This is a genomic window from Microbacterium testaceum (assembly GCF_020781835.1).
Lineage (GTDB): Bacteria > Actinomycetota > Actinomycetes > Actinomycetales > Microbacteriaceae > Microbacterium > Microbacterium testaceum_H.
This window is the reverse complement of sequence record NZ_JAJGNJ010000011.1, coordinates 41,033-57,447: the sequence shown is the minus strand read 5'-3', so window position 1 is coordinate 57,447 and position 16,415 is coordinate 41,033. Positions and strand designations below refer to the sequence as shown.

General features: G+C 70.9%; 12 protein-coding genes. All 12 read left to right on the top strand.

Annotated features, from left to right (window positions below):
* Window positions 1–204: 204 nt before the first annotated feature.
* The 12 genes from LL239_RS14890 to LL239_RS14835 all read left to right on the top strand — a co-directional run bounded on the left by LL239_RS14890 (window position 205) and on the right by LL239_RS14835 (window position 16,413).
* On the top strand, window positions 205–738 hold the full coding sequence (locus LL239_RS14890) for a hypothetical protein (RefSeq protein WP_228164230.1): 534 nt from the start codon (window positions 205–207) through the stop codon (window positions 736–738).
* A 40-nt stretch (window positions 739–778) separates the two neighbouring features.
* Window positions 779–2,431, top strand: a complete 1,653-nt coding sequence (locus tag LL239_RS14885; protein ID WP_228164229.1) for a protein kinase domain-containing protein — start codon at window positions 779–781, stop codon at window positions 2,429–2,431.
* 247 nt (window positions 2,432–2,678) lie between these two features.
* A complete protein-coding gene (gene pstC / locus LL239_RS14880) occupies window positions 2,679–3,698 on the top strand; it encodes a phosphate ABC transporter permease subunit PstC (protein WP_228164228.1) in 1,020 nt (339 codons plus the stop codon).
* Entirely contained in the window at window positions 3,698–5,047 is a 1,350-nt protein-coding gene (gene pstA, locus LL239_RS14875) for a phosphate ABC transporter permease PstA (RefSeq protein ID WP_228164227.1), read from the top strand. Before pstC ends, pstA begins: the two co-directional genes overlap by 1 nt.
* Window positions 5,044–6,618, top strand: coding sequence for a phosphate ABC transporter substrate-binding protein PstS (gene pstS / locus LL239_RS14870; RefSeq protein ID WP_228164226.1), 1,575 nt, complete (start codon window positions 5,044–5,046; stop codon window positions 6,616–6,618). Before pstA ends, pstS begins: the two co-directional genes overlap by 4 nt.
* A 202-nt stretch (window positions 6,619–6,820) precedes the next feature.
* Window positions 6,821–9,469 carry a hypothetical protein gene (locus LL239_RS14865; RefSeq protein ID WP_228164225.1) on the top strand — a complete coding sequence of 883 codons (2,649 nt, stop codon included), beginning with the start codon at window positions 6,821–6,823 and terminating at the stop codon, window positions 9,467–9,469.
* Window positions 9,470–9,544: 75 nt separating this feature from the next.
* Entirely contained in the window at window positions 9,545–10,645 is a 1,101-nt protein-coding gene (locus LL239_RS14860) for a hypothetical protein (RefSeq protein WP_228164224.1), read from the top strand.
* 33 nt (window positions 10,646–10,678) lie between these two features.
* A complete protein-coding gene (locus LL239_RS14855) occupies window positions 10,679–12,226 on the top strand; it encodes an Ig domain-containing protein (RefSeq protein ID WP_228164223.1) in 1,548 nt (515 codons plus the stop codon).
* Between the two features lie 152 nt (window positions 12,227–12,378).
* The gene (locus LL239_RS14850; protein ID WP_228164222.1) at window positions 12,379–13,491 is read left to right on the top strand and encodes a COG1470 family protein; all 1,113 of its coding nucleotides are present in this window, start codon (window positions 12,379–12,381) and stop codon (window positions 13,489–13,491) included.
* Complete coding sequence (locus LL239_RS14845) at window positions 13,488–14,261, top strand: hypothetical protein (RefSeq protein WP_228164221.1); 774 nt, start codon at window positions 13,488–13,490, stop codon at window positions 14,259–14,261. Before LL239_RS14850 ends, LL239_RS14845 begins: the two co-directional genes overlap by 4 nt.
* The gene (locus LL239_RS14840) at window positions 14,258–15,190 is read left to right on the top strand and encodes a sortase (protein ID WP_228164220.1); all 933 of its coding nucleotides are present in this window, start codon (window positions 14,258–14,260) and stop codon (window positions 15,188–15,190) included. Before LL239_RS14845 ends, LL239_RS14840 begins: the two co-directional genes overlap by 4 nt.
* 449 nt (window positions 15,191–15,639) lie before the next feature.
* A complete protein-coding gene (locus LL239_RS14835; protein ID WP_228164297.1) occupies window positions 15,640–16,413 on the top strand; it encodes a phosphate ABC transporter ATP-binding protein in 774 nt (257 codons plus the stop codon).
* The last annotated feature ends 2 nt before the right edge of the window (window positions 16,414–16,415 follow it).

The window sequence follows — 16,415 nt, the reverse complement described above, 5'->3', positions numbered from 1 at the left end:
GCCCAGGGCGCACGCGAGGCGCGCCGCGGCCGGTGGCCGCGGGCCGGTCCGCCCCGGCGGGTGATGCCGACCGTTGCACGCTCGTGTACCGCGCGTTCATCCGCCGCTGGACCGGCGGAAACCGTGCCGCGCCAGTTTCTTGCCTACGGACTGCAGCGCGGGTACCCGACCCTTCTGTTCTGCGGCCGCCAGACAGGGGTGCCCGTGAACGAGACGCTGTCCGACCGTGCCGCGCGGCGCGCGCGGATCGTGTTCGACACTTTCCGTTCGGTCCACGATCCGCGCCTGGGCGCGTGGTTGTTGTTCCGCTCCCACTTCCTCCCGGAGCTGTCCGTCACGGCCGGCACGCTCGAGGGCACTCCCGAGGCCGCCCTCACCCATCTCGGAGTCTTCGGCGTGTGGCGGCTGCTCGCCACCAACAACCGGGAGCTCGGGCGCTGCGCACGCATCTTCGTCTCGCCGAGAGCAGCGTTCGACGCGGCCGTCGCCGAGCAAGCGCGTGAGGACGAGATGACGGTCACCACGGTCCGGGGACCGCACTCGACGACCCACGGCTGGGTCGTGCGAAGGGGCGATCGGCCGGTGCTGATCGCCGCCCGGTGGTACGAATCCGCGAGCGAGGCCGCCGCCGCCGGGCGCGCGGCGAGCTCGGCTCTGGCCACCGCGGCGATCGCCCAGGGCGTCAGCATCGGTACCGCATCGGGCCGCCGTGCCCGCGTCGTCATGAACACGCCATGATCTCGGCATCCGTCGAGGTCCCTCTGATTCCGGGACGGCCGTGACCCCCGGCCCCGGTCTCATCGCGGAGAGGTTCCGACTCGAGGGATTGCTGGGTTCGGGGGGAACGGCCTCCGTGTTCGCGGCGACCGACACGCTGCTGGACCGGTCCGTCGCCGTCAAGCTCCTGCACCCGCACCTCTCGCAGAGCGCGTCGATACGCGAGGCGTTCCTCGACGAGGCGCGGCGGACGGCCGCTGTCGCGCACCCCGGAATCGTCGAGGTCGTCGACGTCGGGACGTTCCAGGACGGCGCCGTCACGATCGCCTGGATCGCGCAGGAGCTGCTGGAGGGCACGACGCTCGCCGAGCGGGTGCTCACCCACGGCCCGGTCGGTGCAGAGGCCGCCCGTCGCATCGGCGTGACGATCCTCGGCGCGCTCGAGACCGCGCACGCCGCCGGACTGGTCCATCGGGACATCTCGCCGGCGAACGTCCTGGTGCGTTTCGAGGAGACCGAGCCGGTGCGCGTGACGCTTCTGGACTTCGGACTGGCCGACGACGCCGGACGCACCGCTCGCGGCGACGACGTGCTGCGCAGCACCGCGTCCGCGGCGGCGGGAGTGGTGGGGAACGTGCAATACGCCTCGCCGGAACAGCTGCGCGGCGACCCCGTCGGTGTCGGCGGTGACCTCTACCAGGTAGGCGGCCTGCTCTACTTCGCCCTGACCGGACGCGCCCCCTTCGAGGGCGGAGACCGGGATGCCGTGGTGCGGGCGCAGCTGTCGGCGCCGCCGCCGGTGGCCTCGGTGCGTGCCCGCGGCGTGCCGCCGGCCCTGGACCGCGTACTCGTGCGGGCGATGCTGAAGAACCCCGCGGACCGTTTCGCCGACGCGGGGGAGATGCGTCGAGCGCTCGAGGCGGCCGCCCCCGCTCCCGCTCCGCCCGCGCAGACCCGGGTGCTGCGTCCGGCCCCGGCTGCGCCGCCGATCGCCGTCGCCGCACCGCCCGCCGGCCCCGACGACGGCGAGGGGGGCACGCGTTCCCGCGGTGACGGTGCGGGCTGGGGAGCGGCGGCGGTCGTGGTGGTGGTGCTCGCCCTCGTGGCGGTCGCCGTGCCGCTCATGGCGACCGCCGGACGTCCCGAGCCCGGTCCCGCGCCGACCGCCACAGCGCTCCCCACCACGTCCGCCGACCCCGGCGGCACCACGAGCGCGTCCCCGACGCCGGAGGCGAGTGGCGTCGTCGTGCCCGGACTCGGCTCCCTGGAATCGATGCTCGCGGCGCTCGAGGAAGCGGGCCTGGTGGTGGGGTCGATCACGAGGCAGGATTCCCCGTTGCCCGCCGGTGCGGTGCTCGCCGCCGACCCGGCGCCGGGCACCGCCGTGACACCGGGAACCGTCGTGCGTCTCGTCGTGGCATCCGGGACGAACGCCGTTCCGCCCGTGGACGGGTGGACGTCGGCCGAGGCCGACATCGCCCTCCGCGCCGCGGGGTTCGTTCCCGAGCAGGTCGTGGCGGTCTCGGACCGAACGCCGGGCACCGTCATCGGGTCGGCGCCGGCGGGCGGCGCGTCGGCGCCCGTGGGGTCGGTGGTGCGTGTGCTCGTCTCCAGCGGCCGGATGACCGTGCCCACCCCGACACCGACGGCGACGACGACTCCCGCCCCGTCGCCGGTGACGGAGACGCCCACCCCGACCCCGGGGACGCCGTGAGGCGCGCAGGGCCGCGCGAGCCGTGGCATCCCTCGTTCACCTTCCGGCCAGGTCGCGTGGTCGGCCGTTCCCGGCGGCGTTCACGAACCGGATCTAGCGTCGCCCTTGCCGGCGTCCCGAGCCGGTACGAGGGACAGCGGGCGCATCGCGTCGCCAGTGGTCCGCACGTCCCGAGGCCGGCCGCGCTGCGCGGGATGCCGCCGCGGTGTCCTTGCACGACTCGCCCCACGCGACCGACGGAGAGCGCATGACCGACACCACCACCGAGGTTCTCCCTCCCCGCACCGAGGCGACGGCTCCCCGCCGCCGCTCGCTCAAGAGCGCGCCGGTGCAGGCGGACCGGGTGTTCCGCTCGGTCGCCTACGCCGCGGGAGGAGTGACGGTCGCCATCATGCTGGCGGTGGGCGTCTTCCTCACGGCCCGTGCGGGAGACGCGCTCAGCGTCACCGGCGTGAGCTTCCTCGTGACCCAGGAGTGGTCGCCGGAGACCGGATCCTTCGGGGTGGCCGCGGTGCTGTTCGGTACGGTCACGATCGCCGTCATCGCGATGGCCGTCTCGGTGCCCTTGGCGATGGGGACGGCGCTGTTGATCAGCGAGATCGTCCCACCTCAGGTCCGTTCGCTGCTGATCACCCTCGTCGACCTCATGGCCGCGGTGCCCAGCGTCGTCTTCGGTCTGTGGGGCGTGTTCTTCCTGCAGACCAACATCATCCCGGTGTCGCAGTGGATCTCCACGTACTTCGGATGGATCCCGGTCTTCCGCGTCACCGACGAGGCCGGTCAGCGCTTGACCGACGCCGGGGCGTTCACGTCGTCGGCCTTCATCGCGGGCATCGTCGTGGCGCTCATGGTGGTGCCGACGCAGACCTCGGTGATGCGCGAGGCCTTCTCGCAGGCGCCTCTCGGTGAGCGCGAGGGAGCGCTGGCCCTGGGATCCACGCGGTGGGGGATGATCCGAGCCGTCGTGCTCCCGTTCGGTCGAGGCGGCATCATCGGCGGCACGATGCTGGGCCTGGGGCGCGCGCTCGGCGAGACGATCGCCGTCGTCATGATCATCTCGCCGATCTTCACGATCAATCCGCAGGTGCTGAAGACCGGCACGAACTCGGTGTCGGCCCTCATCGCGCTGCGCTACGGCGAGGCGAGCCAGTTCGGGCTCTCGGCCCTCATGGCGGCAGGACTGGTGCTGTTCGTCATCACGCTCATCGTCAACTTCACCGCGTCGATGATCGTCGCGCGCAGCCGTTCTGGAGCGGAGAGCAACTGATGGCGATCCTGGCCCCCGATGCCGCCGCGGCCCGCGAGCACGACTCCGCGCCCGCGAGCGGGCGCACGACGATCCCTCCGCGGACCGGTCACGTGGGCGAGCGCCGCGACCTGCGTACCGTGCCGTTCGGCGACAGGTTCAACGTCCTCGGAAGCACTGCAGCGGGCCTCGCGCTGGCGACGCTTCTGTTCGGGTGGGTGACGCCGATGACGGGGGTCATCGGCTGGCTGATCGTGTCGTTCCTCGGCTTCCTCGGGATCTACGCGGTCCTGTCCTCGTTGCGCGCGGATCGGCTCGCCGTGAGCGAGCGCATCATGACGGCCCTGTTCTACTCCGCCGGTGTGGTGCTGCTGGGTGCCCTGGTCTTCGTCATCCTGTTCACGGTCGTGCGCGGGCTCCCGGCGATCATGAACGTCACCTTCTTCGTCGAGACCATGAAGCTCGCCGGCCCTCTCGATCCGCTGACCATGGGGGGGATCGCCCACGCGATCGCCGGGACGCTCATCCAGATCGCGATCGCCCTGGCGATCACGATTCCCCTCGGTATCACCACGGCCGTGTTCCTCAACGAGATCGGCGGCCCGTTCGCCCGCTTCGTCCGGACGATCTCGGATGCCATGACCGCGCTGCCCTCGATCGTCGCGGGCCTGTTCGTCTACGCCGCCGTGGTGACCCTCATCACTCACCAGCGTTCGGGGTTCGCGGCATCCCTCGCCATCAGCGTCATGATGCTGCCGATCATCATCCGCGCGTCCGATGTCGTGCTCCGTCTGGTCCCGCACAATCTGCGGGAGGCGTCGTACGCGCTGGGCACGAGCCGATGGCGGACGGTGTGGAGCGTCGTGCTGCCCACCTCGCGCTCGGGGCTGGTGACCGCGGTGATCCTCGGCACGGCGCGCGGCATCGGCGAGACCTCGCCCGTGCTGCTGACCTCGGGCGTGACGGCGGAGTGGAACCTCAACCCCTTCTCGGGCCCGATGATCTCGCTGCCCCTGCAGGTCTTCGACTTCGTGAAGTCGCCCGAGCCGAACATGATCGCGCGCGGGTTCGGCGCCGCTGCCACGCTCGTTCTCCTGGTGCTGACCCTGTTCATCGTGGCGCGCCTGATCGGCGGCAAGGGGCCCGGACAGCTTTCGGACCGGCAGCGCCGCAACGCCGCCGCCGCATCGGCGCGCGATCTCGAGCGCATCCTCGCTGCCCGCGGGCGGACGCCCGACGAGCCGTCCTCTCGCGCGGAGCGTCGTGCCAGACCGCCGAAGGGCAGGCCCCCGAGGGATCTGCAGTGGCGACTCTCGCAGCGCACCCCGCCTCCCCGCCCCGACCGACCCACCGAGGAGAACCCGTCGTGAACGTCCGCACCCGTCTGGCCCGCTGGGGGGCCGTGATCGCCACGGCCACCCTCGTGAGCCTGGCCGTCACCCCCGCCCACGCGGCCGACACCTACGTTCCGATCACCGGTTCCGGCTCCACGTGGTCGCAGAACGCCCTCGATCAATGGCGGAAGAACGTCGCCAACAACTACGGCATGACGGTGAACTACAACGGCACCGGTTCGTCCGCGGGCCGCAACGACTTCATCAACCAGACGGTGGACTTCGCGATCAGCGAGATCCCCTTCCAGTCGCAGCCCGAGGACGGCTCACCGCCGGAGACGCCCACGTCGTCCTACGCCTACATGCCCATCGTCGCCGGTGGAACGTCGCTGATGTACAACCTCAAGATCGGCGGGAAGCGGGTGACGAACCTGCGTCTGTCCGGCGAGGTCATCGCCAAGATCTTCTCGGGTCAGATCTCGAACTGGAACGATCCCGCGATCCAGGCCGACAATCCCGCGCTCGCGATGCCCGACCGCCCCATCACTCCGGTGTATCGCTCCGACGGCTCGGGGACGAGCGCGCAGTTCACGCTGTGGATGTCGAAGCAGTTCCCCAGCATCTGGACGCAGGGCATGCGGTCGCAGTTCCCGCAGATCAACGCCTCCTTCAAGGGGCAGAACGGCTCGCTCGGCGTGGCGGGGTACGTGAGCCAGAACTACGGCGAAGGCGCGATCACCTACGTGGAGTACTCGTACGCGATGAAGTCCGGGTTCCCCGTGGCCAAGGTGCTCAACAAGGCCGGGTACTTCGTCGAGCCGACGTATCAGTCGGTGGCCGTGGCGCTGATGTCGGCGGCGATCAACCCCGACCTCACGCAGAACCTCGACGGCGTGTACAACAGCGGCGATCCGCGTTCCTACCCGATGTCGAGCTACTCGTACATGATCGTGCCGACCCAGACGAACAAGATCTTCACGGCCGAGAAGGGCAAGACGCTGAGCATCTTCGCCTCGTACATGATCTGCGAGGGCCAGCAGTCCGCGAAGGATCTCGGGTATTCGCCGCTGCCGATGAACCTGGTCCAGGCGGGCTCGGACGTGATCGCCAAGATCCCGGGCACGGCGGGAGCGGTCGACTTCAACAAGTGCAACAACCCGACGTTCAAGCCCGGCGACTCTCCCTCCAACAATCAGCTCGCGCAGTCCGCCCCCAACCCCCCGGACTGCGACAAGCAGGGCCCGACCCAGTGCCTCGATGGCACGGGCGGCGCGCAGGAGGAGACCCCGGCCACGGGCTCGGGCGGCGTGTCCGGCGACGGGGCCGGGGGCACCGGCGCGACCGGCGGTGACACCACGGGCGCGGCGGCGAACGCGGCCAGTGCCGTCGCGGCCGGTGGAGAACCGGTCTACGACGCCAACGGAAACCTCGTCTCGGGCTCGGCCTCCGGCGTCGCGGCCGCGGCCGTGTCCTCGCCGTTCACCCTGGCCGAGGACGGGTGGGGCACCCCGCAATTCGTCATGCTCGCGGCCGGAGTCCTCGTCGTGGCCGCCATCCTCGTCCCCCCGCTGATGGCCCGACGGCGCGGGGGCGGCTCCCGCGGCTGACGCCCAGCCCCCGGCGGCACCGCGGGTGCCCCGGGGGCGCCAGCGTGCCTAAAAAAGGCCTTTGACCTGGGAATTAAGCGCGTTCGCACCTCCACCACATCACGGCGGTGCCTCGTTACCGCCTCGTTCATTCCGCAGACACTCGGTCGCCTTTAGCTTCTGGCGAGGGCGGACCGAAGCCCTCGACTCCCGAAGGAATCCCGTGCCCGAGAACCCTGTGCTCATCGGCGAGACCGCGCCGTCGCCGACGCCGCGCGCCCGCGTGCGGATCCGTGGCGGGCGAGCCCCCCGATGGATCGCGTCGGTCGCGGTGGGTGTCGTCACCGGCCTCGCGATCTTCGCGGTCACCGGAGGCTCCGGCGTCGTCGCCGGCACGGCATCCCGTGCCGCCGCCGAGGACTCCTCGGCCGTGACCGTGAGCGCCCGCAGCCAGGATGCCGACATCGAGAACGCACCGTTCCCCGACCTCGAGGTGACGGTGTCGCAGACCCGCGCGCTCGAGTCCCAGGGCGTCGTCGTGTCGTGGACCGGCGGTAAGGCGTCGACCGTTCCGAGTCAGCAGATCGGCGGCGCGAACTTCTTGCAGATCTTCCAGTGCTGGGGCGACGACCCGGACGATCCGAACAGCCCGGACCGCACCACGTGCCAGTACGGCATCGGCGGGGTGCCGGGGTCCCACCGCGACGACGTCCGCGAGAGCGACGCCTCCGTCGCCGACGAGGACAGGGAGTACACCGTCCCCTCGGACGGCTTCGCGAGCCCGACCTACACCTCGATCCCGTTCCGCGCCGCGAACGGCAAGACCATCGCCTCGGTCAAGGACGGCGCGTACAACTACACCGTCGGGCCCGACGGCACGACGTCCCTGCCCGACATGAACACCAACGAGTTCTTCTCGAAATACACCACCAACATGGTGTCGTGGGCGGGATCGGGCGGCGACGGCTCGGGATCGGTCAAGTTCGAGGTGCAGACCGCCCTGCAGTCCCAGGGTCTCGGCTGCGGCTCTCCGGTCACCGCCGACGACGGCACGGTCACCGGCACCAGCTGTTGGCTGGTGATCGTGCCGCGCGGCACGAAGGACTCCGGTTCGGCGTTCATCACGCAATCCGGACTCTTCTGGGACGCCTGGAAGCACCGCATCGCCATCCGGCTCGACTTCAAGCCGATCGGTGTCCGGTGCCCCATCGGGGCGTCCGAGCGACAGCTGGCCGGAAGCGAGCTCATCTCCCGCGCGGTGTCATCGTGGCAGCCCGCGGTCTGCAACCAGCAGGGCGGCTCCATCTACTCCGCGATCACCAGCGCCGAGTCCGATGCGGCGTCGACGGCGAACGGCACCGATCCGGCCCCACTCGCGCTGACCTCGCGCGCGCTGGACCCCGAGCTCGGCACCGATCGCCTCCGGTACGCGCCGATCGGCATCACCGGGGCCGCGGTGTCGTTCGCGATCGACCGCAACCCGCGGCCGGAGGATCCGACCGTCCCTGCCGACGTCCAAGGGCGAGCCGGTCTGCCCTTCACATCGCTCAAGCTCACCCCGCGCCTGATGGCGAAGCTGCTGACGAATTCGTACCTGGACTCGCTGCCGACCTTCGCCGACCGTACGCATCTCAGCCACCCGGGCCCCGGCGGCGCCGACGACCCCGTCTACAACCCTCGCACCCTCACCTACGACCCCGACTTCCTCGCGATCAATGACCCCGAGTGGGCCTATCAGGCGCTCGCGGCGGCCTCGCTCGCCGACGTTCTGATCCCGCAGGGACGATCGGATGTCGCGTGGGCGGTGTGGCAGTACGTGCTGAGCGACCAGAGCGCGCGCGACTTCCTCGAGGGCAAGCCCGATCCGTGGGGCATGACCGTCAACCCGTGGAGCGCGACGACCGATGAGGCCAACGCCTCGGGGACCGCGCTCGCGCTCCCGCGCGAGGACTTCCCGAAGGCCGACCCGGTCGAACAGGCGGCGACATCGTCGGCGGGGCCGGTGAACCTGGTGACCTGGCGTCCGTACGTCAACGACTTCGACTCCGGCGCGTACGACACATTGCGCGGCGACGGCCTCATCCTCGGAGACTGGAACCCGACCAGCACGCCGCCGAAGTACGGCAAGGCCGACCGCAACCTCCCCGGGCGCCAGAGCGTGCTCGCCCTCACCGACACGGCATCCGCCGCGCGCTACCAGGTGGTGACCGCGGCCCTGCAGAACCCGGCGGGGCAGTTCGTGGAGGCCACGGCGGAGTCGATGGCCGCTGCCGCAGCCGCCATGACGCCCGACGCGCGGCAACCGCAGGTCTACGGCTTCGACCCGTCGTCCGAGGCGGCGAAGGGGGCCGCGAGCGCCTACCCCCTGACCCTTCCGGTGTACGCGGCGGTGAACCCCCGCATGAACGACGCCGAGCTGCGCGCGAGCTACGCCTCGTTCATCCGCTTCGTCTCGACCACCGGCCAGGAGCCCGGCACCTCGATCGGCCAGCTTCCGGAGGGGTATGTCCCGCTTCCGGAGGGATGGCGCGACCGCGCTCGGGCCGCGGCGGACGACATCCAGAACGGCACCGTGCCCGCGACCCCCACCACGACCCCCGCGAACAGCGGGGGAACCTCGGGCACCCCGTTCCCGACGGGCAGCGTCGTCGGCAGCGCCCCCGCTGCCGCGGTCGCGCCGGCCGCCGCGGCGCCCGCAGGCCCCGCCGACCCGATCGCGAGCGGTGCCGCGGCCGCATCGCTGACCGGCGCCACCACCCCCGACGACCCGGACATGGGTGCGATCACCTGGGCACTGCCCGGCAGCGTTCTGGGCGGACTGGCCTCCGCGCTCGCCGTGCCGCTGCTGGGGCGCCTGCGCCGACGCCTGTGAGCGTCGGACCACGACTTCTCCTCCACCAACTGAACACCCGAAATCACAGTGCAATACCTACGAAAGGTAAGTGAGTTGAAGCTCAACAAGCTGGTCGCTCTGGGGGCGGCTTGCGGTATCGCGATCGCCGGTGTCGGCGTCGCAACCTCCGCCTCGGCGGAGCCGGTCTCCAACAGCTACTCGCTGGTCGGATCGGACACCCTGCAGGACTCGATGAACGCCATCGTGAACGGCACGACCATCACCGGCGCCACGGTCCGCGTGACCTCGAACAACAAGACGCTGGGCAACTTCGACGCGTTCGGTTCGGCCGCCATCCAGACCAAGCCCACGGGTGCCTTCTTCGGCCGTCCCGCCGGCTCGGGCGCCGGCGTCACAGCGCTGCGCGCGTCGATCACGGGCGCCAACTACAGCGGCAACCCCGCCGTGCCGGCGCGTCAGATCCTCGGCCAGGTCGACATCGCCCGCTCGTCGAGCGGACCCGGCAGCAACGCCAACCAGAACGGTCTGCTCGCGTACGTCCCCTACGCCCGTGACGCCCTCGGGTTCGCGTACAAGGGCGGGGACAGCTCGTGGGCGAACCTGACCGCCGCGCAGCTCAAGGCCATCTACGAGTGCACCACGACCCAGATCGGTGGTGTCACGGTCAAGCCGCGCATCCCGCAGAGCGGTTCGGGCACGCGCAGCTTCTTCCTGGGCGCGATCGGCAACCCGACCCTGGGCTCGTGCGTCAGTGACGCCACGGGCACGACGCCGGAGAACGACGCCTCGGTGCTCGGCGACAACGAGCTGATCCCCTTCAGCGTCGCCAACTGGATCTCGCAGGCCAACGGGGCGACCGGTATCAACACCACCACCGCCGCCGGTGTCTCCTTCGGTTCCGCGGTCGCGGGTCAGGCGGCCTTCACCGGCACCGCCCCGAACCTCGTCCCGAACTCGGCGTACTACAGCGACGCGACGTTCGGTCGCGACACCTACCTCGTCGTGGAGTACGCACGCATCACGCCGTCGAACGCCAAGTACGACGCGGCCCTGGCGAACCTCGTGAACCCGAGTGTCAACAACAGCCTCACCAGCTTCGGTTCGCTCTCCAGCTCGGTCGGCGCGGTGAAGAAGAAGTTCGGCTTCCTCGCTCCCTCGACCACCAACATCCAGCGTGCGTTCGCGACGCTCTGACCTCCGATCGACGGATAAAGGACACCTCTCGCAATGAACATCAAGAAGTTCGGATCGATCGTCGCCGCGGCGACGGCGGTCTCGCTCCTCGCCGGTGGCGTCTCGGCCACCGCGGCCAACGCCGCCACCCCGGCCCCGCAGTTCTACCTGATGGACGGCGGCGACGGCTCACGTCTGCCCGACGACAAGGTGATGGCCTGGGACGACCAGGTCATCGCCAGCCCGGGACCGGAGTTCGCCGACATCGACACGCCGTTCATCGGTTCGTCGGATGCCACGGGCGTCGGCTACTTCGTCACCACCCCCGGCACCGAGAACACCCTCTCGTCGTGGACGGCGACGGCAGACGGCGGCTTCATGCCCGGCACCCAGAACATCCTCCAGCCCAACCTCAGCCTGTCGGGCTTCATCGGCGGCAACTGGGCGTCGATCAAGGCCAACGGCGGTGACTACAGCCTCGGCTTCGCGTGGATCAAGAACAACGGTCTGACTATCGCCGACGCCGGCGTGAAGTTCGTCTCGATCCACGTCGAGCCCGGCGGTGCGTGGACGTTCGCCGATCAGACGCCGGCCCAGGCCGACGTGGCTCCGGTCATCACGACCACGTCGCTGAACGCGCTGACGAAGGACTCCGCGTTCTCGCAGACGATCGCCGCCAGCGGAACCGCTCCGATCTCGTGGGCGGTCACGGCCGGCTCGCTCCCCGCGGGCCTGAGCCTGGATGCCGCCTCCGGCGCGATCACGGGCACGCCGACGGCCGCGGGCGCGTACGGCTTCACGCTGACCGCGACCAACGCAGCCGGCTCCGACGACCAGGCCTTCTCGGGCACGGTCGCCGCCACCGCTCCGGTCGAGCCCTCGGGCTCGGACGCCAACAAGGTCACGATCCCGGCCCCGGCCGAGGGCGCGACCACCGTCACGGTCCCCGCCGGTGTCGCCAACGCCAACAAGACGCTGCAGGCGTGGGCCTGGTCCGACCCGACCGACCTCGGTCAGGTCACCACCGACGCCAACGGTGATGCCACGGTCGACGTGTCCTCGCTGCCGTCGGGTACCACCCACACCATCGCCCTGACGCAGCCGGGTGACGCGACCTTCGCGATCCTCGCCTGGGGCACCGTCACTCTCGCCGGTAAGGCGCCCGCCACCGACGACGTCGATCTCACCGCCGCCGTCACCGCCAGCGACCTGTGGTCGCTGAACGCCGAGAAGACCCAGGTCGACTTCGGTGCCGTGGCGCGTGACCAGAGCACCACCAAGGCGCTCGGCAAGGTCACGGTGGTCGACGACCGCAACGTTCTGAAGGGCTGGGACCTGAACGCGGCGTGGACGGCGTTCACCAACGGCTCCGGCGACGAGATCCCCACCAGCGCCCTCACGCTCGCGCCGAAGGCCTACGCGGGCTACACCCTCATCGACGGTGTGACCCTCGGCACCGGCACGAAGATCGCGCAGAGCTCGGCCGTCTCGACGCTGCCGACCGGTGCGCTCTTCGACGCCGATCTGACCTTCACGGCTCCCAAGGACGCCAAGGTCGGCGAGTACCACTCGACGCTGACGGTCACCCTCACCTCCAAGTGAGCTGACCCGGACAGAGCCCTGCGGGGAGGCCGTCCCGGCCTTCCCGCAGGGTGCGTTCTCGCCCGGGCGCCGACATGATCCGTGCCCGCCCGTAACAGCCCTCGTTCACCTGTGCGACACACCTCCGTCGCCCTCATCTGCGGAGATGAACCGTGCTCTCCTCGACCCCGCGCCCGTCCGGGCGCCGTCTGATCTCGGCGCTCGGTGCCGCGGTCCTCGTCGTCGCCGGGATCGCCACGACGCTCGTGGCGCCACCCGCCGCGATCGCGGCAGACGGCGACCAGCCCAGCCCCGCCACGGTCGGCGTGGCCACCCGTCCGGCCGGCGGCGACGGACGCCCCGACGGGCGCACGCGCTTCACCTACAGCGCCGACCCCGGCCAGTCGGTGAGCGACCAGGTGCTGGTCGGCAACACCGGCACGCAACGCCAGGACTTCACCGTCTACGCGACGGACGCCTTCAACGGCCAGGACGGCACGTTCTCCCTTCTCCCCACCGCTGACGTCCCCACCTCGGTGGGTGCGTGGCTCCGCTTCGACAACGGCGCCGATCGGATCCAGTTCTCCCTCGAGCCCGACGAGGTGCGGCTCCTGCCGTTCACGATGACGGTGCCGGCGGATGCCACGCCCGGCGACCATGTGGGCGGGCTCGTCGCCTCCGTGATCGAGGAGGGCCAGCAGGTCAGCCTCGACCGCCGCGTGGCGACGTCGATCTTCGCCCGTGTGTCGGGGGAGTTGCAGCCCCAGCTGTCGATCACGAGCTACGCCGCCTCGTTCGAGGGCGACTGGTGGAACCCGTTCGGCGGCCGGGTCCGGCTCCGGTACACCGTGACCAACCCCGGCAACGTCGCCCTCGCCGCCAACATCACCACGGGCGTGCGCACGTGGCTCGGGATCGCGGCGACCGGCGATCGAGGCGGCAGCATCCCCGTGCTCCTGCCGGGCAACACCGCGTCGTACGAGTTCACCGTCGATGGCGTCGGGCAGTGGTTCTACCTGAACCCGGGGACGACGCTGAACCCGTTCGTGGAGTCTCCGGATGCCGCGCAGCAGCTGCCCGTGTCCGCCGTCTCCCGCGACACGGTGGTGTTCGCCGTGCCGTGGACGGTGCTGATCCTCGCCGTGCTCGTGACCGGCATCGTGCTGTTGATCCGGTGGCGCCGTCGCCGCGACGAGGAGCGGGCGCAGCAGTGGGTCGACTACATGCAGCGTGTGGCCGCCGAGGAGGCGGCCTCCCAGGTCGAGCTCCACGAGGCGTCGCGATGAGCAGACGCGTCGGCGCCGCGCTCGGGGTGACGGCCGTCGTCCTGGCCACCCTGTTCCCGGCGCTGTCGGCCGGAGCGGAAGACGCACCGGTCGGCACGCCGCTGAGCGTCAACGTCACCGACGGCAGCACGCCCTCTCCGACGCCGGCTCCCACCCCGGGAAGCAGCGCCTCGCCGACGACCGTCGTGCCGGTGGCCGGCCGTTCGGGCGGCTCCCCGTCGACCGGCGGCTCGGGCGTCGGTCCGGCTGTCGGTGTCGGCGGCGGGGCCGGAGCGCCCGCCGGCTCCGGCAGCGCGACCGATGAAGTGAACGTCGCCGGCATGCTGTATGTGGGGGGCGTCAACGCGTCCGCCACTCCCATGCTCGATCCCGGCGAGGGGACGGTCTCCCTCTGGTTCACGGTGCGCAACGCGTCCGAGAGCGCGATCGACGCGACGGCGACGTTCTGGATGGACGGAGCGGTCTTCGGCAACCGGCTCGACACCGTCGAGAACGTCCCGGTCGCCGGCCTGCAGCCGGGGGAGAGCCGGGTCGTCTCGGTCGACCTGCACCATGGCGGTCAGTGGACCCTGCTGTCGGCGCACGCGACGCTCACACCCCCCGCCTCCGTCGGGGGAACGGCGCTGACACCGGTGACACGCGACGCGCTGGTGATCCTGTTCCCGTGGCTGCTCGCCCTCATCGCGGTGCTGCTGGTGCTCGCCGTCGTGCTCGTTCGCGTGATCCGCTCGGTCCTGGCGCCGGTTCCCGCCTCGGCGGCCGCGGCATGACGATCGACGAACGACCCGCCCCCGCCGCGCCGCCCCCGCCTCCGCGTCGGGCGCCCCGGCGCCGCCCGGCGTACGCTCCGCTGGGTCCCGCGCAGGTGTTCGCGCGCGGGGCGGCGGCGTCGCTCGCCGTCCTGGTCCTCGCCTTCCTGCTGAACGTCCTCGTCGTCAGCCACGTCATGCACTTGGCGTCCCAGCAGCAGCTGCGCGACACCTACCGTGCGCAACTGGCGGCCGGCACCGCCCCGGTCAGCGAGGGCGACTTCGACAACCACCTGCTCGCCGACGGCGCGCCCGTCGGCATCCTGTCGATCCCGCAGCTCGGCGTCGAGGAGGTCATCGTCGAAGGCACGTCGTCGAGCCAGCTCATGCAGGGACCGGGACATCGTCGCGACACCGTTCTGCCCGGCCAGGCCGGCGTGAGCGTCGTCATGGGACGTGCGGCGGCGTTCGGCGGGCCGTTCGGACGCCTGCAATCGCTGCAGCCGGGCGAGACGTTCACGGTGCGGACGGGGCAGGGGGAGCAGGTCTTCGAGGTCCTCGGCGTCCGCTATGCGGGCGACCCGACACCGCCGGCACCCGCTCGAGACGAGAGTCGCCTCATCCTGACCACAGCGCGCGGGACGCCCTACCTCCCGACGGGGATCGCCTACGTGGATGCCACCCTCACCGGCGACGCACAGCCCCGCGGCGCGCGGCAGACCACCACGATGGCGCTGCCCCCGCAGGCGCAGGCGATGGCCACCGACATGACCACGGTCTGGGCGCTCGTGTTCGCCCTCCAGTTCCTGGTGGTCGCCGAGTTCGTCGCGGTCTGGTCCTACCGACGGGTCGGCTGGCAGAAGACGTGGATCGTCTTCGCCCCGGTTCTCCTGCTGGCGAGCGTGTTCGTCTCCGACCAGCTCATCCGCCTCCTTCCCAATCTCCTCTGACCCGAAGGCCCGACATGACCGATCGCCGCGATTTCGACCGCGAGGACCGCGCTGCCCACCCCGGCGACGACCCCGACGACCCCTTCATGACCGATGTCCTCCGCGCCGACGATGTGCGCGTCCTCGACGAGGTCGTGTTCGAGTCCGCCCCCGTGGGCGATGCCACCCCCGGTGCGTCCTCGGACTCCGCGGCGGGACCGACACCGGATGCCACGCGCGCGAGCCTCGGCATCGTGCACCGGCGCTCGCGTCGAGGGGGCGTGTTCGGCCGCCGCGAGGCGCCCGCCGTCCCCACCGCCGGTGCCGATGAGGTCACGAGTGTCATCCCGGCGCCGGGAGAACCGGGCGACGCCGTCCACGGCGCCCAGGCGACCGTCGTCGCGCCGGTGCTGGTGGCCGGCGCGGACGAGCCCGCATCCTTCGCTCAGCCGGTGACGGATCCCGCCACGCTGTCCGAGCTCGACGCGCGGTCGATCTCGGCCTGGTTCGGGGATCACCAGGTGCTCCTGGACGTGTCGTTGACGATGCCTCGCGGGCAGGTCACCGCCCTCATCGGCCCGTCGGGGTGCGGCAAGTCCACGTTCCTGCGCATCCTCAACCGCATGCACGAGCTCGTCCCGTCGGCGTCGCTCGCCGGCGAGGTGCGGCTGGACGGCGACGACATCTACGACCCCTCCCATCGGCTGATCGACGCGCGGAAGAACATCGGCATGGTGTTCCAGAAGCCCAATCCGTTCCCGGCCATGTCGATCTACGACAACGTCATCGCCGGGCTGAAACTCACCGGCACCCGCGCCTCGCGCGACGAGAAGGACGACCTCGTGGAGCGCTCGCTGACCTCGGCGGGGCTGTGGAAAGAGGTCAAGGACCGTCTGCGCGCGCCCGGCGGCGGTCTCTCCGGTGGACAGCAGCAGCGTCTGTGCATCGCCCGGTCGCTCGCGATCAAGCCTCGGGTGCTGCTGATGGACGAGCCCTGTTCCGCGCTGGATCCGACGTCGACCCGTGTCATCGAGGAGACGATGGGGGAGCTGCAGAAGGAACTCACGATCGTCATCGTCACGCACAACATGCAGCAGGCGCAGCGGGTCTCCCAGCAGTGCGCGTTCTTCCTGGCATCCCAGGGGCAGCCGGGCCACATCGTCGAGCACGGCGACACCGAGGCGATGTTCGACTCGCCGATCGACCCCCGCACGTACGACTACGTGAACGGGCGATTCGGGTGATG